The organism is Aquirufa sp. A-Brett2-W8 (assembly GCF_054558755.1).
In genome coordinates this window covers 248,877-266,675 of the sequence record NZ_JBPXKS010000004.1, presented here as the reverse complement: position 1 = coordinate 266,675, position 17,799 = coordinate 248,877, and the positions used below count along the sequence as shown (strand labels likewise).

Here is a 17,799-nt window from a genome sequence, read left to right as displayed (position 1 = left end):
TAGGGTTTTGAAGCGGTGCAAAGGTACGGTTTTTCTTTCTGAAAACATCCTGTGGGCTTACAGGTTATTAGTATATGCCAAAGTCCCCTATCCATATTGTCTGGTTCAAACGTGATCTCCGCTTTACGGACCACGAACCTTTGTGTCTGGCTTTGGCTTCCGATATTCCAGTTCTACTTATCTATTGTTTCGAGCCTTCTCTAATCGCCTATCCAGATAGCGATGTGCGCCATTGGCGATTTGTCCACGAATCTTTAGTGGAGATGCAAGGACGATTAGAAGATCGAAATGGTCAGCTTTATGTGTTCCATTCAGAGGTCATTCCGGTGTTTCAAGCGCTGGCTTCCGTGTACGATATCAAGACCTTATTTTCTCACGAAGAGATAGGAAATGCGCTAAGTTATCAGCGGGACAAAGAGGTGGCTGAGTTCTGTAGAGTGGCGGGCATTTCATGGAATGAAACAGCAACAGGCGGCGTAATTCGCCGTTTAAAATCTCGGAAAACCTGGCAGCAACGTTGGGAAACAACGATGAAGAGCGCGCCATTTTTCGTGCCAGAAAATGACTGGAATCTTTTGCCCCTCGACCCGACTTTTTATGATGCGTGTAGAGGCCCAGAACTACCGATCTCTTTTAAAACGCGGAATCCTATCTTCCAAGAAGGGGGAGAATACTGGGGCTGGAAATACCTAAAAAGCTTTATTGAAACACGGCATACAGATTACAGTTTTTCCATCAGCAAACCGGAGGCAAGTAGACGGGCATGCGGTCGAATTTCCCCTTATTTGGCCTACGGAAATATCAGCATGCGGATGGCCCATACCTTTACCATACAGAATTACAAAACGGCTAAAAACAAGCGTGCGCTGCAGAATTTCATCTCCCGCCTGCATTGGCAAGGTCATTTTATCCAAAAATTCGAAGATGAATCTCGCATGGAATTTGAGCCGGTTAATAAGGCCTATCAAGCGCTGGAGAAAAACCGGGATGAGCGATTAATTATAGCATGGCAAGAGGGTAAAACCGGAGTTCCACTCGTTGATGCGTGTATGCGCTGTGTGGTCGCAACAGGCTATTTGAACTTCCGAATGCGGGCGATGGTTGTCTCCTTTTTTGTCTTTAATCTTTGGCAAGATTGGCGCGATTTAGCGCATTTTCTAGCGCGGCAATTTCTTGACTATGAACCAGGCATTCACTACCCCCAAATCCAGATGCAAGCCGGCGTCACCGGCATTAATACTATCCGTATTTATAATCCAGTAAAGAATTCTTATGCGCATGATGCGGAGGGAATTTTCATTAAAAAGTGGGTGCCGGAATTAGGCCAAGTTCCTGCTACTTTGATCCACGAGCCTTGGAAACTGAGTGACATGGAACAGACGTTGTATGGGGTAAAAATCGGCGTGGATTATCCCGCACCGGTGGTCGATTTAAGTGCAACGCGCAAAACTGCTTCGGACCAAGTTTGGGCGATGCGAAAAACGAAAAAGGCCCGGCAAGAAGGGGCGCGAATCCTCCAAAAACACGTCAATAAATGAGCACATTTCTGATTTTCCCGCACCAGCTTTTCGAAGAGACTTTGGCTCAACAAGCGGACGTCTTCTACCTGATTGAATCCGATCTTTTCTTCAATCAATACGCTTTTCACAAACAAAAAATCTTGTTCCACCGGGCGAGTATGCGGGAGTTTGCCGACCGCCTTCGTGGTGCTGGCAAAGCAGTGGAGTACATTAATGCCCAGGATCCTCGTGCTTCTGAATTTACTTTAGTCGCATCTTTAGCGGGTGAAATTACGTTATTTGACCCCAATGATTATCTGCTAGAACGCCGCCTTCGCCGGGCTGCTAACATTCGCTTATTAGTTAGTCCTAACTTCTTGAACACGGAGACTGAATTACTAGGGAATCGCAAGCCCTATTATCAGACGGCGTTTTATACTCAGCAGCGAAAAGACCGGGGAATATTGTTAGAAGAAGACGGCAAACCCGTGGGAGGTCAATGGACCTATGACACGGAAAATCGCAAGAAAATTCCAAAGAATACGTTCATCCCGGCGCCCTTTCCAGAGGCAGTTCCAAACCCCTATATTCAGGAGGCCATTGAATATGTAGCTTTGCACTTTCCTGATAATCCGGGATCAAGCGATATGCCTTTTTCGGGTGCTTATTATCCGGTAACACATGCAGAAGCTCAGGCGGCTCTGGAACTTTTTTTACGGGAACGTGTGCACCTTTTTGGGGATTATGAGGATGCCATTAAGGCGCAAGAAAAGACCTTATTTCACAGTATTTTAAGTCCTCTGATTAATGCGGGATTATTAAATCCGGCGCAAGTGATCGAACGCGTTGCAGCCTCCGCTGCACCCCTAAATAGCATGGAGGGCTTTATTCGCCAAATCATCGGTTGGCGCGAATTTGTCCAATTGCTATATCGAAAAATAAGCGTTCAACAACGCACCACAAATTACTGGGGATTTACGAACGAAATGCCAGCTGCTTTTTATGATGGGACGACCGGAATATTGCCCATCGATCAGACGATTCATAAACTTTTGAAAACGGGCTATAATCACCACATCGAGCGGCTGATGGTACTCGGAAATTTTATGTTATTGTGCGAAATCAAACCGGATGCGGTTCATCGCTGGTTCATGGAAATGTACATTGACGCGTACGATTGGGTAATGGTCCCGAATGTGTATGGCATGTCGCAATTTAGCGATGGGGGATTAATGACTACTAAACCCTACATCTGCGGCTCGAATTATATCTTGAAAATGAGCGATTATCCGAAAGGCGAATGGCAAGAAATTTGGGATGGATTATTCTGGCGATTCCTCGATAAACAACGGGAGACGTTTCGTAAAAATCCGAGGTGGGCGATGCTGATTAGTACCTGGGATAAGATGCCTTTGGAGAAAAAGTCACACCACTTAAACAACGCTGAAACGTTTCTAACTAAGCTTTTTGCTTAGTTTATTCCAAAAAGAAAAGAAACTATTGAATTCCCCTTGTAAGCCCGGAGCTAGCGAAGGATGCGCCTCTCGTATTCCCTGAAAATGGGCATTAATGGGGTGGTCTCGGAAAATTCCTTTTACAGGAAGCTGTGCGATTTCCCCATAAAAAACTTGAATCCCCGGAATATTCCTGGCTAAATCGAAGATGAATTGCATCGTGCGCTCGGACATGGGATGTTTCACAAAATGACTCGGTTCTAAGACTAAAATGCGATTCCCATCTTCGCCTTCGTGGAAGGTGGGATCGAGGGTATAATGGGTATAAATGAAGGTGGGAAGCTCTTGTTGAATCTCCAGCGGTTTCGTCACCGGCGCCGTAAAAATAAGCTTCGGATTCGTCGATTCCCTTAATTCCTCCGGCACCGAGCGCAGTGGCAATTCCTCGTAACTATAATCCAAAAACGTGTCTGTTTGCCGGCTGCCCGTGTACTTATTTACATTTTCTTGGTTCACATAATACAGCTTATTACTGAAAGTGCCAGCGCACCATTGCCAACTCAGCGCATTACTCGCTAAATCTCCATCCAATAAATGATAATACAACCAAGCCGCAGGAGCAGACCAATGGTATTTCCCCACATTGCAGGTGATGGCCGCGAGGTACATGCGCAGGTGATTATGTAAATAACCCTTTTCAGGAAAGCTTTTTAAATGCGCATCTAAGGACTCGATTCCCGTCTCCGCCTCTAACACGGCAGCGGGAATTCCCTGGTACAAAACCGCTTCTTGTGGATGACGAATATCGCTAAAAATAGCGTCCCCTTTCTGAAACCAAGTCCGGGTATAAAACTCTCGCCAGGCTAATTCTTGAATGAATTTTTCAGCCTGATCCATGCCGATACCACGGTCTTTTAATCGGGCTACGACCTGTGGGACCGTGATAAATCCACGGGATAAATACGGCGAAAGGTAGGAAACACCCCCGTTTAAAAAGTTACGGGAGCGGGCGTAATGAGCCGGATCAAACGCATCAATCCGAGCGTAAACGGCCTCGAGTGTGGTAGGAAATTCCACTAACGCTTGCTGATTTTATTCATACTAATGCCGCGCTGAAGGGTGCATTTGAAACGTGCGTCTGATGAAACCCGCTTTACTAGGTGTTTCGTGCTACGTCCTGACATGCGTTTGCGCCACATTTGGAAGCTAGATAATTTACTATTCGCCCGCATAATTTCGATGACTTCTTTTTCTTTAAGGCCAAACTGAAATTCAATCGCCTCAAAAGGCGTGCGATCTTCCCACGCCATTTGGATGATGCGGTCGATATCCTCATCGGAAAACTTATTTGCTACGTCTGCACTTTTCACCACAGTAGATAATTTGATCCCAATTCTTCTCCCATTTCTTGCGCCAAGTAAAGGGACGGTTGCAAACGGGACAGGTTTTGGAAGGTAAATGTTGTTTTTTAACGCCTTGCATAAAAAAGGGCTTGCCTATAATACAAACCCTTTTCTTTTGAAAATGTTTAAACTAGAATAACTTCTCCTGCGGAGGAGTCCCTCCCGCTAAGCGAATGTAAACGGTAGCTTGACCCCGGTGGTGAGTTTGATGCTCAAATGCTTTTTCAATCGCCTGACCGCGTGACAATTCAAAGCGGCCAAACAACTTAACTGATTCAGCTAATTTTGCATCGGGTACATTTTTGATGGCATTGATTGCGAAATCATAAGCTGCTAAAACCTTCTCCGTCACACTAGCTTTCGCTACATCATTTGATTTTTCTAAATCCTTTGCGGTAGGTGCAACATCAGTGGCTGGACCTACGATTCCATAAAGCGCATCACTTAGGTGAAGCATTTGGCCTGCAAAAGAACGCATTTCCTTCGTCGGCTTTAACGCGTAACCACTTTCTGGCATTGCGTCTAAATATTCTTTCGTGAAAGCGCGTGCGCGTTCCCAGTCCTTAATCCGCTCCGCTTTCGGAGTTTGAGCCTGCAGGCTAGTTGCCATAACTAGGATGGCAAAAAAGGTGAATAGTTTTTTCATGTTATTATAATTTATGTAGGTTATTAACTCGTTTATTGCCTGTTTTGACCAGATTACTTTTAAAGGCGCTTGTAGTTGAAGTTTAGTTGGCGCTTAATTTAGGAATAAGGTTTTGTAGATACGAATATTTCAAAGTAGAAAAGACAACTTTGCCATTTTCAACTGATACGATGTGCTCCGGCATTTTTCCATGAGCAGAACCTTCCAAAATATCTACAAAGTCAAATTGAGCATAATACTTATTCAAGTTTTCAAATCCTGCATAATACCTTCGCTCCACTTCAAATTTAGACACAAAATGTCCCCCATTTTCTACCCTTATTGCAACCCGTTTATTCGCTAACTCTAACGAGTCCAAACAAAGAAATATCAAAAAAAGATCATACCCTTTAGCTCTAAATTTATTAGGCCAAAACATCGGTTCGTTATCAAAATTAGTTTCAAAAGCAAAATCTTTGCCATTTTCCCAAGCATGTTCAATCTCACTAATTAAATCTGATGATGCCAAATTATGTGCCATTTGTTCCTTAATGTCAATCTCTAATAAGTCCCTATAGCGGCTCAAGAAATGGAAATCATAATCAAATGGTATAATCGAGTCCGAGGGAACTAACGACCGAGAAAAAGAAGATTTGCCTGAGCCGTTACATCCTGCGATGACCAGCAAGCGAGGTTTATGCATGATTAAATTGAGGTGCTACTTGAGGTGATTTATTTGTAGTACCTAATTTGACATGAGATTCGTAGACTTTGATTTGTTGTCTAACAGCTGGCATTGCTTTCTCCAATTGCTTTTGAAAAAAAGCAACTCGTTTTTCTGTATTTGAGAAGTTTTTCATAACTGAAGAATTATTGAAAGACAAAATTACAATTTAATTTCAACATTAAAATCCAATATGCTTATAATTAACCTATTATACCCAAATCTCCCCCCTTAAATACAACACACTTTTCCCAGCTATCTCTACCCGATCGCCTTGCAATGTGCACGTGAGAAAGCCTGTTCTTTGGGATAATTGCATCGCGGTCATTGTCTGTTTCCCTAAAATACGATACCAATAGGGCATCAATGTCGTATGTGCGGAACCAGTAACGGGGGTCTTCGTTACCACCACTATTTGGGCCAAAAAAACGAGACACAAAATCTGTCTTTTCGCCGGGAGCAGTCACGATAATGCCGCGCACTTGGTGAATTTTTAAGGCTTCGAAATCAGGTTGAAGATTCAGAATGTCGGACTCAGATTCATAAATGAAGAGCAGGTCTGTTTTCCCTTTAAAACTGCCCGAGGGGAAATAGCCAGTCCAGTGCCATATACTGGATCTACAGCTAATTCCTCCATCACATCGCAAGGGAAATTCAATACCAACTGATCCCCTCTTTTACTAACCATAAGCGGGCCACTGCGATGGGATAGAAAGTGTACATCTTCAATCGTGTGACCTAATTCGTGAAAGACCACATGCGCGCTCGCTAAAGTCGCGTGACCACATAAATCTACTTCCACCGTAGGTGTAAACCAGCGAATTTTATATCCGTCACCAGACGGAACAATAAAGCCAGTTTCTGCTAAATTATTCTCAAATGCGATATTTTGCATCAACTCATCCGGTAGCCATTCGACTAGTGGACAAACAGCAGCGGGATTACCTTTAAACAATTGATCGCTAAAGGCGTCGACTTGGTAGATGGGAATTTTCATGAATTTAAAGCCATTTTTTGCGACGGAACCAGGTAAAAATAAATACACTGATGAGCACCATTGCCAGGATTAACGTGGGGTATCCCCACTTTGAACGCAGCTCCGGCATATAATCAAAGTTCATACCATAAATTCCAGCCAAAAAGGTGAGTGGCATAAAAAACACCGAGAAAATGGTTAACACTTTAATGACTTCATTCGTTTTTTGCGCCGAAAAAGAGAGGTAGAAATTCACCAGGTTAGAAACATCCTCGTGGATAAGGTCGTAAATTTTTAACAGTTTTAAATGTAAGTCCCGTACCTCTTGTAGCACAGCTGCATCCTGCTCTAGTACTTTTATGGAACTAACCGCTTCTTGACTGAATAAAAGTAATTTTTTGCTGATAAGCGATTTTCGTTTAATTTGATAGAGTTCGGACAGCATTACGTGGGTCAAATTTTGGGCAAATACCTTCCTCTCGAACTCATCTAATTCGTAAGACAAATTCACAGCAGGCAATTCATAGGTATGTAATATGTGCCAAAGAATTTTCGCCACCAAAGACTCCACTTGTTTAAAGATCCCTGTAGTAAAAAAACGTGTTTGTACCTCTTGAATAAAATCGTGTGGCAGACGATGAACGGTTATTAAGAGTCCTGGCCTATAAAAAAAAGCCACTTTAGTCGATAAGGATTGGATCGAAATGTTTTGCTTCCGCGCCGGATGAATCAGCATTCGTGTGATAATAAAATGCGTGTCATCCACATCTTCATGCTTAGGTAAGTGGTCGGGTTGGAGGCAGGCAGAAATAGCCTGCTTATTAAGCGAATAAGTCTGGCTTATTTCTTCTAATTCTTCCTGGGTAGGAGCTGTCAAGTCGACCCACTCCATTTGTTTATTAGGGCTAATTAATTTCTGTATAGACATGTATCACGATTCAATTAATCCTAAGTAAGACAAAAAGATCGAAATACCGGCAATTTATGTAGTCTTTTTTAGGCTACTTCCTCGTAGACCGCGTCTAAATAATCGTATATCAAATTGAAATAAGTTACGGCTAAATCTCCGGCTTCATTGTCATTTGATAAATCAAAAACAGTGGATTGAAAAATACATTCTTCAAAAATTTGATCGATGTAATAATCCACATCAAAAATTGATTTTGAGCTAGACGTGTAGGATTCAAAAACAGCTCTAACGAGCTCCATTTGCGGTTGCGAAAGACTTACTGCTAATTCCATGATCTGATATGTTTTAGTTGTTTTTCTATCCAAAAATAGAAAAATAGCTGAGTCTTAATTTAAACAAATGGTTAAGGAATTAGGCGTTTTGTGTTATTAATTTGGGGTGTTTTGTCGTCCCAAAATTTAATGCCTTCGTAATAGAATTTTGCCCATTTTTGGCCAAATTGTCTCATGAAAAAATACCTCCTTTTCTTTCTTTGTGTTTCACTAATTTCATTAGCTCAACCTCGCATTTCTGCCCACCGGGGAAATACGGGAAGGGCGCCAGAAAACACGTTAGCCACGTATAAAAATGCCCTCAAATTAAGGGTAAATTTTATTGAAATCGATGTACGAACATCGGCAAATGGAAAATTAATTATTCTGCACGATGGAACATTGAACAGAACAACAACAGGCGAAGGTCCAGTGAAAAATCAAGTATTTTCAGAATTGAAAAAACTGTCTGCGGGAAAAGGGCATGCTGGATTTGAGAAAGAAAAAATCCCGAGCCTGGAAGAAGTTTGTGAACTCATTTCGCGTTGGAATAAATGGCATTCAAAAAAGACATTTATCTATGTTGATTGCAAAGAAGTAGCACCAAAGCCTTTGGCAGAAATACTTCAAAAATACGGCTTAGCTAACGAATCGTGTTTCTATGGGAATGACCCGTTTTTGCTTTCCTTAAAAAAGGAATTCCCCCAAGCCCGGTTGATGCCAAGCCTTCGAAAAAAAGAAGAAATTGCTACTAAAATAGCGACCTTACATCCGTATGCATTCGACGCAAATTTCCTTTCCTTAACTAGCGAAATGGTCGAAGAGATTCATGCGGCAGATATCCGCGTTTTTACCGACCTTCTGGGGCCACTGGATATCGAAACAAATTACAAGAAGGCTGCTGAATTAGGCCTCGATTTGATCCAAACTGATAAGCCCGCCTTGGTCCTTAAAACCCTTAACCGTTAAATAAATCCCCAGCGAGAACTCCCATAACGCGATCGGAACCGCTGACAAACCAGCAAGAGGTGCGTGTTGATCAAATACGCCATAAAGAACCGCCACATCTCCAGCAGTCAAAGTAAAGGCTCCAATTATTCCGATGATGGGTAAAATGCGGGGAACTAAACGCGATTGATATAAAAGTGTTCCTAATAAGAGTCCATTGACGGCGGGGATGAAACTTTGGCTTATCAAAAACAAGCGATCATATAACATGACCAGTCCGTGGCTCATCACCGTAGCCTGCCCACCCAAAGAGCGCAAACTTAAGACGGTCAATAAACCCGCAACCCCCGCAAAAATAAGCGCGGCTTCTAAAACCCGAGCAGCCACAAAACCCAAAGCCAACGTTTCATTTTGCTTCTTCAGAACCGGGAATAGCACAATCGCCGTGCCTATGCAAAACAAGGCCATTAACAATTCCAAGATCCCACCGATGACCACATCGGAAGAGGAGGCAGCGCTGAGAATAAAATTAGGTTGATGGATTTCGTGGTATAAGGACAAAGTCGGAACCGAAATAAAAGTGAGCAGATATAGAATACCTGCAGAAAGGGAAGTTTTGCGTGATGCTGTCATGGACGCAATAACGTTATTTCCTTTTTGATAAATCGAATTATTATTTAAATGGTAATTAGACGCGCTTATCAAAGAAAAATACATTCTAATTAGCAAAAATTAATAATTTTTATTTAGGTTTAAGCCGACATACATATTGATTTATTATGAACTATACTTTAAATCAACTGCAGATTTTCTTAAAAGTGGTGCAAACGACAAGTATCACTAAGGCTGCAGAAGAGCTGAACTTAACGCAGCCCGCTGTTTCCATTCAGATCAAAAACTTTCAAGCGCAATTCGAAATCCCCCTTCTTGAGATCATAGGCAAGAAAATTTATATTACGGATTTTGGCAAGGAAATAGCCCATTCCGCTAAGGGTATTTTAGATCAAGTCTATGCCATCAATTACAAAACGATGGCCTATAAAGATCAAATCGTGGGGCGCTTAAAGATATCCATTGTTTCCACCGGCAAATATGTATTACCGTATTATTTAACTGATTTTCTACGTTCACATCCTGGAGTAGAAATTAGTATCGACGTGACAAACAGAGAAAAAGTACTAGAGAGCCAATTAGATAATGAGGTCGACTTTAGCCTGATTTCGGATGCAATTGATAATCCGAATTTTGAATATATTGATATTTTAAATAATAATTTATATCTAATTGGAAATAGCGAAACCGCTTTGCTGAATCCCACTTTTAATTACCTGGAATTTAAAAACGAGCTTCCGCTGATATTTAGAGAATTAGGTTCTGGCACTAGAAAAGTGATGGAATCCTATTTTAAAAAACAAGGAGTGGATGCATTGAAAAAAATTGAGCTAATGTCAAACGAAGCCGTTAAGCAAGCTGTCATAGCGGGATTAGGTTATTCCATTATGCCCATAATTGGCTTAAAAAACGAAATAAAATCGGGGGAGCTACGAATAATGGAAAGAGAGGGTTTGCCTATTTCCACTAAATGGAAATTAACCTGGCACAAAGACAAAAAATTATCCCCGGTAGCGAACGCATTTTTAAACTTTTCCTCTGAAAATAAGGAACAAATCAGAAAGAAATATTTTGAATAAAAAAAGCCAGGCAAATTTTCCCTGGCTTTTATAAAATATTTTTTCATCAACTAAACTAACACATTTGAATTAATTCATTGAGTTAGAGTCGTCTACAACAAAAGTATAGAGCGACTTTAGTTATAAAAATTAAAACTATTTTATGTAAAACATAAAAGTAATTAATGATTTGCTTTCACTTAAAACGCCTCCTCGCAGATGACTTTCTCTTTATTTTTCTACGGTAATTAAACCCGGAATCTCGACCATTTCATTTGATTCTGCCGCGTAATCTATGCCATCAACACCGAAACCAAATAGATTGATGAAATCCGATTTATACCCATTCAAATCTCCAATAGCGGGAAGGTTTTCTGTCGTTGCCCCTTTCCATAATTCAGCCACTTCTTTTTGGACCTCTGCGTTCATTTCCCAATCGTCGATGCGGATACGTCCTTTTTCGTCTACTGGAACTACTTCATTTGTGTATAAGCGCGCGCTGAAAAGACGTTGAATTTGTTCGATGCAACCTTCATGCGTCCCGTTTGCTTTCATGATTTTATAAAGCAGCGAGATATATAAGGGGATTACTGGGATCGCTGAACTTGCTTGAGTTACTAGGGCTTTGTTGACTGAAACGAAGGCTTTGCCTCCTATTTTGGCCAAATCCTCCGTAATCTTAAACGCCGACGCCTCTAAATGGTCTTTCGCCATTCCGATCGTTCCCTTCCGGTAAACCGGCTCGGTTACTTTAGGTCCAATATACGAATACGCAACAGTCGTCGCGCCATCCGCTAAAACGCCCGCATTTAACAAAGCATCCATCCACATCTGCCAATCTTCCCCGCCCATCACAGTTACCGTATTCTCAATATCCTCCTCGCTACAAGGTGTAATCGTCACGTCAGAAACAATGCCCGTGTGGAAATCAACCGTTTTATCCGTGAACGTATCACCGATAGGTTTCAAAACCGAACGGTGCAACACGCCCGAAACAGGGTGCTGACGAACTGGCGAAGCTAGGCTATAAATGACTAAATCGATTTGACCTAAATCTGCCTTAATTAAATCGATCGCTTGTGCTTTCACTTCGTTAGAGAATGCATCGCCATTAATGCTCTTCGCATAAAGACCTGCTTTGCCTGCCGCTGCTTCGAATGCAAGGCTATTATAATATCCTGGAGAGGCCGTTTTGCCTTCTGCAGGTGCTTTTTCAAAGAACACCCCAATCGTCCCCGCATTCGAACCGAATGCGCTCGTAATGCGAGACGCTAAACCAAAGCCGGTAGAGGCTCCGATCACAAGCACTTTTTTAGGGCCATCGATGGCTCCCTTTGATTTAACGTAGTCAATTTGATTTAATACGTTTCGTTCGCAACCTTTCGGGTGAGATGTTAAACAGATAAACCCTCTCATTCTAGGTTCAATAATCATAGTGCTTGAATTTTGTTTGTGCAAATATAGTCAATGCGCTTATATTTGTCCTAACAGTAACTGCTTTCCTACCGCAAGATTTGATTGCGGGTCATTTTTGAAGCCTAAAAATCAAACCCCTACTTCCTAGGATTCAAAATCAAAGAAACACGCTCTAAACAATCATCCAAGTGGTAGCGAACTTCTTTGTCAGTGACCTTTGCTTTTGCAGAGGCTAAACTCGCCTGAAGCGACTTCAGCTCACCACGAACAATCGAGCGAACATCTGACTGCGCCACCGGATAGGATTCACGCGCGCCGAAAGGACTAGGGGGAGCTGGCGCCTGATCCGTCATCAATGTCTTCATGCGCTCAATGTAAGCTTTCTGTAAATTGCGACGGTACTGATCGATATTTTTCCCTGAGGCTAACTCGCTCCAAATCCCTCCGCGTACATCTTGAAATAGATCTATCGTCTTGTAATTATTAGGGGTAGTTAAAGCGCTATTATCTAAGCGGGCAAAAGTCTCTAAACTTAACATCCGATTCAATGGGCTAACTTGTAGGCTTCTCATTCGATCGATGTAACCCGCCATATTGTGCGTTACAACCTCTCTGTTTATCAACCAATCTACGTTCGTAAATGCATTGGCGATGATCCAGTTAACGGCGGATTGTTGGCTCGCTTTAGGTACTGGATTATAGGAGGTAATGTTTTGATTTGGTTTAGCATATTGCTCATATACGCCGCCCACCATCGTAGTCACGTGGCCTACATAACGCGACCAAGAACCCAATAGTTCATCATTTAATTCGATCAAATCTTCGTAGTCGTTGGTCTTTTTACTCGTCCAATCGGCTAGGTTTTTGGCCACATATTTCAAATTTTTCACCGCATACGTACTAGCGCGAATGGGATCATTACCAATGTCTTCGGTTTGAGAACTTGGATCAAAAGTCGTTCCTTGATTGCCAAAACGGAACCTAGGATCCCCTGCCTTCGCCTCCACCCATTTATTCAGAGTAGGGACTTCGTCTTCTGGACGAGCAGCATCTGGCAAGGCACGATACCCCCAATTCACTGCATAATTATCATAAGGGCCCATTTGTCGGATATACCGAACTCCCTGATCACCCGGCTGTGCGATGTAATTAAAGCGCGCATAATCCATGATACTCGCGGAGATTCCTTCCTTATTCGTGAAATCAGCCTTGCGGTAATTCTCTACTTCATAGGAGCTACTCGCTCCCATGTTGTGCGGGAAACCCAACGCGTGTCCCACCTCATGTGAAATCACCATTTCCATCATTTCGCCAATATCTTCTTCGCGCGTATCAAGCGTGCGAGCGTTCGGATTAGAGGCCCCTGTTTCTAATAAAAAACGGTTGCGGTAGGAACGTAAATGGTTATGGTACCAAATGATATCGCTCTCAATAATCTCCCCAGAACGCGGATCGCTAACACTTGGTCCTGTCGCATTTCGAGTAGTACTCGCTACATAACGAATCACAGAATAACGAATATCTTCCGGTGAAAAATCCGGATCCTCGGCTGCGGTCGGTGGATCTTTGCAAATAATGGCATTTTTAAAGCCGGCTACCTCGAAGGCTTTTTGCCAATTTTCCACTCCTTTTTTCATGTGCTTGCGAAGCTTCATCGGCGTAGCAGGGTCTAAGTAATAGACGATCGGCTTGATCGGTTCCACTAATTCACCGCGCTTATATGCCGCCATATCCTTAGGCTCTAAGCGCCAGCGCTGAATGTAGGTTTTTTGATCTGATTTTAATTCTTCACTTGAATAATCGTATTGTCTTTGGGTGAAATACCCCACGCGCTCATCAAATAAACGTGGCTTCATCGGCTTCTCAGGCAATAAAATCATCGACTGATTCATCTGCAAACTGATGGTTTCGGTGTAGGCCGTTGCGGACGGTTTCGAAGCATTATAGGTGAAATCTTGCAGCACCTCGATATTCAACGGGAATGATTTGATAGAACGAATGAAACTCCGAGACGCATCTAAATTTCTTACTCCGTGTGTCACGCGCAAAGAGGCATCTAATGCACTCATTGCCGGAATGTCGCTGCTGTAAAACTTCGTCACTTCGATAACTAAAGAAGTCGAATCTTTGCTATACGTTTCAACATCAAACATGTACAGAGTCGGCTCATAATTGTTCGCCTTTACCGATAAACTAATCGGCAATGAATCTGCCGCTACCGATGTGTAGGATTTGATTTTGATCATGATCTTTTCTTGGAATTTCTCCCACACAATCAATTGCTCCCGAGAGGACGTTCCCGCATTGACATAGCCTCCGCCGATGCCACTTGGAAGTTTGGCGATTTGGCTGACTAATAACATGTCTTTGCCCAAATGTTTCTTCGGGATTTCGAAATAAAATTTATCGCCTACTTGATGCGTCGTAAATAATCCTTTCTTGGATTTGGCGTCTTTAGTAATTACCTGTTCGTAGGATTTGGTCTTCGATGCGGGTTTCTTCACAGCGGAAGAATCAGCGGGTTTCGAGACAGCAGCAACAGGCGCTTTGGTATTTTGCGCGTGGCTTAAAAAAGAGGCGGCTAGTAGGCCGCAGCTAAGAAGAATTGCTTTTTTCATTCGTTATTTCAATTTGGTCCAAATTAATGAAATAATTTTTTAATCCACGAATTCCTTGTAGGCTAAAGCATTCCCATCCCATAAAAAAGCCCTCAATGGAGGGCTTTCAACAAATAATAACCGTAAAATTATTTTACTTCCACATCGAATAAAAGATCTATATCGGTACTACCTCCCGCCTCTAGACCCGTCTTCACTTTCACCCCATTTAATTCGGGCTGGTGTTTTAGTAATACATTTAATTTCCCCGTTCCAGCAGTGGATTGCGTTAAAACCGAAGAAGATAAACCAATGGGCAGACCATTTTTATCCTTGTCTAAAATTGTCGTTGTTAATAAAGAAGCAGGCGTTGTCTTGAATACAAACAAATGCACATCTGATTCTTCCTCTATTTCCTGGGTAATGTCCATTACTGGAGACTTCGTGTCATCATAAACCCCGATAGAAACGGAATAGGTAACGCCTTTATTTAACACGATTTTATCAAACTTTTCAGGGGCCGTTTTCGGGTCTCCATCCTTGTCCTGAAAGGTAAAAGTCAGGGTTGATTTAGCCGTAACGTCCGTAAATTTCAGTTCTACACGAGTAATTAATTCGTTATCATCCGTAGGCTGTACGTCGTCTTTTTTGCAGGCAGTAAAAAGAATGGCTGTCATTAAAATCGGTAGGTATTTTTTCATTTTTTGTTGGTTTTATGATAGGCCAAAGTTCCACATAGATGCCCCATTCCTAACGCACAATTGTCGATAGAATACACCGCTTTCGTCTACGAAATTATCCTATATTTGTGAAGATCAATCTATAATTATGTCCATTTGGCTACTCATCGGCATTGCCATCCTAGTTTTAGTGACCCTCATCTCGGTACTGAAGCTGCAGCCATTTATTTCCTTTCTAGTGGTTTCGCTAGGCCTGGGGATGGCTGGTTCGCTGAGCACCGAACAGACGATTGCCGCCATGCAAAAAGGAATTGGTGGCACCTTAGGATCCATTATTCCTATTATCATTTTAGGGGCTATGATGGGGAAGATGGTGGCCAAAAGCAAGGCGACCTTCGTGTTATCTGAATATTTTGTCGGTCTTTTTGGCCCGAAAAATTTGCCCATTGCCTTCATGTTTATCGGCTTTATCGTAGGGCTTCCGCTCTTCTTTTCTGTCGCATTCCTATTACTCGCACCCTTAGTATTATCCACCGCAGAACGATACAATTTACCGCCGGTTTATTTAGGAATTCCCATGCTGGCCTCTCTTTCAATTACGCAAGGATTCCTGCCTCCGCATCCCGCGCCCTATTATTTAGTGACGCATTTGCCCGGCGCAGAAATGGGGGCGACACTCGGTTATGGCATCTTAATTTCGATTCCGGCGATGTTGGCTTCGGGCTGGTTGTTTGGAAAAACCTTGAAAAATATTCCTGCCTCGCCCATGTCTTTTGTGGAGGCTGACGAAAGCGGCCAAAACCCGAGCGTGGGAATTAGCTTATCCATTTTATTATTACCCGTGGCGCTCATCGCCATCAAATCATTTGTTCATTTACCGCTCTTCGATTTACTGGGAGAACCCCTGGTTGCCTTATTAATCTCCGTTTTCGTTTCTGTATATTTTCTCGGAATAAGACGCGGAATTACTTGGACAGAAATCAGCGGATGGTTAGTAGATTCTATTAAAGAAATTTCGCCGCTGATGTTAACATTTGGAGGTGCAGGAGCCTTCAAGGAAATATTGCAAGAGATGCACGTGGGAGATGCCTTGCATTCACTTACCCAAGATTCTTCCTTAAATCCCTTAATTATTGCCTGGGGGATTGCAGCCGTTTTACGGATTGTAACCGGCTCATCTACGGTTTCGGGCATTACCACAGCTGGCTTGATTTTGCCTTTATTAGCCTCCTCGGGAACGAATCCTACCCTTTTGGCGCTAAGTATAGGCGCGGGATCCATGGTTTTATCGCATGTGAATGACGCAGGATTTTGGCTCTATAAAGAGTATTTCGGCGTATCCATTAAAAATAGTTTGCGCACCTGGACCATCATGGAAACCATTCTCGCCGTCGTGGGATTGCTAGGAGTACTCGGTCTGGAATTAGTTCTGTAATAGCACTTTTTTTCCTGTTTTTGCTGACTCCCTGGCGGCAGATAAAATCTCCACCACTACTTGATTTATTTCATAAGAAGACAAGTCCATTTTTGGTTTAATTCTGCCTTGAACCACCGCTGCTAAATACGGAAACACATTCGAAACTTCGTGAGGAAGTGGGTCCAGCGTAAGCATTCCCTCTACCCCAAATCGGTCCCCTGTCACATAGCGCATCTTGTTCGTTTTATCGGCTACCAAAATTCCTTTCGTGCCATAAACCTCCGTATCCTTCCGATCAAAAGGCCAGTTCCAAGAGGCTTGAATAATCGCCTGGCAATCTGGATACGTTAAAATAATGCTGGCCTCATCGTCTACTTTAGGATACACATCCGGCTTCAATTGTTGCGTCACCGCCGTCACCGCGATGGGTCTTTTCCCGTCCATCAACCAGGTCATAATATTTGCTCCATAACAGCCAAAATCAATGATCGCCCCGCCCCCATTCATCACCGGATCTGTCAGCCAGTTTAGAAATTCCGGAGCACATCCGATTTCCTTCGGCCCGCGGTGTCCATCCATGATCACCACTTTGCGAATAGTGCCTAAGGCTTTTTCTTCCTTCACCAGCTGCCACATTTTGGCATGAGACGAATACCAAGTCGTTTCGAAATTAGTCAATAAGTGAATCGGGTGTTTCGCTACAATCGCCTTCATTTGGTTCAGGTGATCCATATTAACTGCCAAAGGCTTCTCCACAATCACATGTATTCCCTTAGGCGCACAAACCTTAACTACCTCTAGGTGCTCATGAATGCTATTGAATGCCGCAATCGCTTCCGGCTTCGTTTTAGCGATCAACGCATCTAAAGAAGGAAACCAAAGGGAATCCGGCAGGTTTTGTTTCTTCAAAAGAGCCATTGCCAGCTCTTTATTCGGCTCTGCAAAACCGACGATGATCACATCTTGCTGAGGTTTTTTAATCGCCGTATATACTTGTCCTACGTGTCCGTGGGTCATGCCGGCGATACCGACACGTAGCGGTTTGGCCTGAAAAATAAACGGTAACAAGAGAAATAAGAGTAGCTTTTTCATAAGTAGAATATTTTCGGGAATTTATAAAATTTTACCTATATAATTATGCAAAGTTGTATATTTGAAACTGCGGTTTA

General features: G+C 42.7%; 19 protein-coding genes. 5 read left to right on the top strand and 14 right to left on the bottom strand.

From position 1 onward, the window contains the following. Positions 1–74 precede the first annotated feature (74 nt). Together ACST13_RS04760 and ACST13_RS04755 are read left to right on the top strand one after the other, a co-directional pair. Positions 75–1,538, top strand: coding sequence for a cryptochrome/deoxyribodipyrimidine photo-lyase family protein (locus ACST13_RS04760; protein ID WP_459522080.1), 1,464 nt, complete (start codon positions 75–77; stop codon positions 1,536–1,538). After that, on the top strand, positions 1,535–2,974 hold the full coding sequence (locus ACST13_RS04755; RefSeq protein WP_459522079.1) for a cryptochrome/photolyase family protein: 1,440 nt from the start codon (positions 1,535–1,537) through the stop codon (positions 2,972–2,974). Before ACST13_RS04760 ends, ACST13_RS04755 begins: the two co-directional genes overlap by 4 nt. On the opposite strand, the gene ACST13_RS04750 is transcribed toward ACST13_RS04755, so the two are convergent. From ACST13_RS04750 to ACST13_RS04710, 9 genes are all read right to left on the bottom strand, one after another. After that, a complete protein-coding gene (locus ACST13_RS04750) occupies positions 2,954–4,030 on the bottom strand; it encodes an FAD-binding domain-containing protein (RefSeq protein WP_459522078.1) in 1,077 nt (358 codons plus the stop codon). The genes ACST13_RS04755 and ACST13_RS04750 overlap by 21 nt on opposite strands. Next, complete coding sequence (locus ACST13_RS04745; protein WP_459522137.1) at positions 4,030–4,323, bottom strand: TIGR03643 family protein; 294 nt, start codon at positions 4,321–4,323, stop codon at positions 4,030–4,032. Before ACST13_RS04745 ends, ACST13_RS04750 begins: the two co-directional genes overlap by 1 nt. Beyond that, complete coding sequence (locus ACST13_RS04740; RefSeq protein WP_459522077.1) at positions 4,298–4,435, bottom strand: DUF2256 domain-containing protein; 138 nt, start codon at positions 4,433–4,435, stop codon at positions 4,298–4,300. The genes ACST13_RS04745 and ACST13_RS04740 overlap by 26 nt, the downstream gene beginning before the upstream one ends. Positions 4,436–4,486: 51 nt before the next feature. Next, a complete protein-coding gene (locus ACST13_RS04735) occupies positions 4,487–5,002 on the bottom strand; it encodes a DinB family protein (RefSeq protein WP_459522076.1) in 516 nt (171 codons plus the stop codon). An 82-nt stretch (positions 5,003–5,084) separates the two neighbouring features. Further along, positions 5,085–5,684 (bottom strand): zeta toxin family protein, encoded by a 600-nt coding sequence (locus ACST13_RS04730; RefSeq protein ID WP_459522075.1) that lies wholly within the window; start codon positions 5,682–5,684, stop codon positions 5,085–5,087. After that, positions 5,677–5,841 (bottom strand): hypothetical protein, encoded by a 165-nt coding sequence (locus ACST13_RS04725; protein ID WP_459522074.1) that lies wholly within the window; start codon positions 5,839–5,841, stop codon positions 5,677–5,679. Before ACST13_RS04725 ends, ACST13_RS04730 begins: the two co-directional genes overlap by 8 nt. A 384-nt stretch (positions 5,842–6,225) precedes the next feature. Then, positions 6,226–6,702, bottom strand: a complete 477-nt coding sequence (locus ACST13_RS04720; RefSeq protein ID WP_459522073.1) for a PhzF family phenazine biosynthesis protein — start codon at positions 6,700–6,702, stop codon at positions 6,226–6,228. 4 nt (positions 6,703–6,706) lie between these two features. Beyond that, the gene (locus tag ACST13_RS04715) at positions 6,707–7,609 is read right to left on the bottom strand and encodes a CorA family divalent cation transporter (protein ID WP_459522072.1); all 903 of its coding nucleotides are present in this window, start codon (positions 7,607–7,609) and stop codon (positions 6,707–6,709) included. A 68-nt stretch (positions 7,610–7,677) separates the two neighbouring features. Beyond that, positions 7,678–7,923, bottom strand: a complete 246-nt coding sequence (locus ACST13_RS04710; protein WP_459522071.1) for a hypothetical protein — start codon at positions 7,921–7,923, stop codon at positions 7,678–7,680. Positions 7,924–8,097: 174 nt separating this feature from the next. Between ACST13_RS04710 and ACST13_RS04705 the strand changes: the two genes are divergently transcribed. Continuing rightward, complete coding sequence (locus ACST13_RS04705; RefSeq protein WP_459522070.1) at positions 8,098–8,871, top strand: glycerophosphodiester phosphodiesterase family protein; 774 nt, start codon at positions 8,098–8,100, stop codon at positions 8,869–8,871. Here ACST13_RS04705 and ACST13_RS04700 read toward each other — a convergent pair. Further along, positions 8,809–9,567 carry a DUF4386 domain-containing protein gene (locus ACST13_RS04700; RefSeq protein WP_459522069.1) on the bottom strand — a complete coding sequence of 253 codons (759 nt, stop codon included), beginning with the start codon at positions 9,565–9,567 and terminating at the stop codon, positions 8,809–8,811. The two genes, ACST13_RS04705 and ACST13_RS04700, sit on opposite strands and share 63 nt — an antisense overlap. 62 nt (positions 9,568–9,629) lie before the next feature. Here ACST13_RS04700 and ACST13_RS04695 point away from each other — a divergent pair, with 62 nt between their 5' ends. Then, positions 9,630–10,541 (top strand): LysR family transcriptional regulator, encoded by a 912-nt coding sequence (locus ACST13_RS04695; protein ID WP_459522068.1) that lies wholly within the window; start codon positions 9,630–9,632, stop codon positions 10,539–10,541. A gap of 210 nt (positions 10,542–10,751) precedes the next feature. On the opposite strand, the gene fabV is transcribed toward ACST13_RS04695, so the two are convergent. The 3 genes from fabV to ACST13_RS04680 all read right to left on the bottom strand — a co-directional run bounded on the left by fabV (position 10,752) and on the right by ACST13_RS04680 (position 15,234). Beyond that, the gene (gene fabV, locus ACST13_RS04690) at positions 10,752–11,954 is read right to left on the bottom strand and encodes an enoyl-ACP reductase FabV (protein ID WP_459522067.1); all 1,203 of its coding nucleotides are present in this window, start codon (positions 11,952–11,954) and stop codon (positions 10,752–10,754) included. Between the two features lie 119 nt (positions 11,955–12,073). Beyond that, positions 12,074–14,554, bottom strand: a complete 2,481-nt coding sequence (locus ACST13_RS04685; protein ID WP_459522066.1) for a zinc-dependent metalloprotease — start codon at positions 14,552–14,554, stop codon at positions 12,074–12,076. 128 nt (positions 14,555–14,682) lie between these two features. After that, positions 14,683–15,234: a hypothetical protein gene (locus ACST13_RS04680; RefSeq protein WP_459522065.1), complete on the bottom strand. Its 552-nt coding sequence runs from the start codon at positions 15,232–15,234 to the stop codon at positions 14,683–14,685. A 127-nt stretch (positions 15,235–15,361) separates the two neighbouring features. Between ACST13_RS04680 and ACST13_RS04675 the strand changes: the two genes are divergently transcribed. Next, the gene (locus tag ACST13_RS04675; protein ID WP_459522064.1) at positions 15,362–16,648 is read left to right on the top strand and encodes a GntP family permease; all 1,287 of its coding nucleotides are present in this window, start codon (positions 15,362–15,364) and stop codon (positions 16,646–16,648) included. On the opposite strand, the gene ACST13_RS04670 is transcribed toward ACST13_RS04675, so the two are convergent. Continuing rightward, positions 16,637–17,722, bottom strand: coding sequence for a Gfo/Idh/MocA family protein (locus tag ACST13_RS04670; protein ID WP_459522063.1), 1,086 nt, complete (start codon positions 17,720–17,722; stop codon positions 16,637–16,639). The genes ACST13_RS04675 and ACST13_RS04670 overlap by 12 nt on opposite strands. Positions 17,723–17,799 lie beyond the last annotated feature (77 nt).

Coding starts and splice junctions, on each gene's coding strand:
- ACST13_RS04760 (WP_459522080.1), top strand. CDS start 75: ATGCCAAAGTCCCCTATCCATATTGTCTGGTTCAAACGTGATCTCCGC.
- ACST13_RS04730 (WP_459522075.1), bottom strand. CDS start 5,684: ATGCATAAACCTCGCTTGCTGGTCATCGCAGGATGTAACGGCTCAGGC.
- ACST13_RS04735 (WP_459522076.1), bottom strand. CDS start 5,002: ATGAAAAAACTATTCACCTTTTTTGCCATCCTAGTTATGGCAACTAGC.
- ACST13_RS04720 (WP_459522073.1), bottom strand. CDS start 6,702: ATGAAAATTCCCATCTACCAAGTCGACGCCTTTAGCGATCAATTGTTT.
- ACST13_RS04670 (WP_459522063.1), bottom strand. CDS start 17,722: ATGAAAAAGCTACTCTTATTTCTCTTGTTACCGTTTATTTTTCAGGCC.
- ACST13_RS04740 (WP_459522077.1), bottom strand. CDS start 4,435: ATGCAAGGCGTTAAAAAACAACATTTACCTTCCAAAACCTGTCCCGTT.
- ACST13_RS04705 (WP_459522070.1), top strand. CDS start 8,098: ATGAAAAAATACCTCCTTTTCTTTCTTTGTGTTTCACTAATTTCATTA.
- ACST13_RS04685 (WP_459522066.1), bottom strand. CDS start 14,554: ATGAAAAAAGCAATTCTTCTTAGCTGCGGCCTACTAGCCGCCTCTTTT.
- fabV (WP_459522067.1), bottom strand. CDS start 11,954: ATGATTATTGAACCTAGAATGAGAGGGTTTATCTGTTTAACATCTCAC.
- ACST13_RS04755 (WP_459522079.1), top strand. CDS start 1,535: ATGAGCACATTTCTGATTTTCCCGCACCAGCTTTTCGAAGAGACTTTG.
- ACST13_RS04680 (WP_459522065.1), bottom strand. CDS start 15,234: ATGAAAAAATACCTACCGATTTTAATGACAGCCATTCTTTTTACTGCC.
- ACST13_RS04715 (WP_459522072.1), bottom strand. CDS start 7,609: ATGTCTATACAGAAATTAATTAGCCCTAATAAACAAATGGAGTGGGTC.
- ACST13_RS04725 (WP_459522074.1), bottom strand. CDS start 5,841: ATGAAAAACTTCTCAAATACAGAAAAACGAGTTGCTTTTTTTCAAAAG.
- ACST13_RS04695 (WP_459522068.1), top strand. CDS start 9,630: ATGAACTATACTTTAAATCAACTGCAGATTTTCTTAAAAGTGGTGCAA.
- ACST13_RS04710 (WP_459522071.1), bottom strand. CDS start 7,923: ATGGAATTAGCAGTAAGTCTTTCGCAACCGCAAATGGAGCTCGTTAGA.
- ACST13_RS04700 (WP_459522069.1), bottom strand. CDS start 9,567: ATGTATTTTTCTTTGATAAGCGCGTCTAATTACCATTTAAATAATAAT.
- ACST13_RS04675 (WP_459522064.1), top strand. CDS start 15,362: ATGTCCATTTGGCTACTCATCGGCATTGCCATCCTAGTTTTAGTGACC.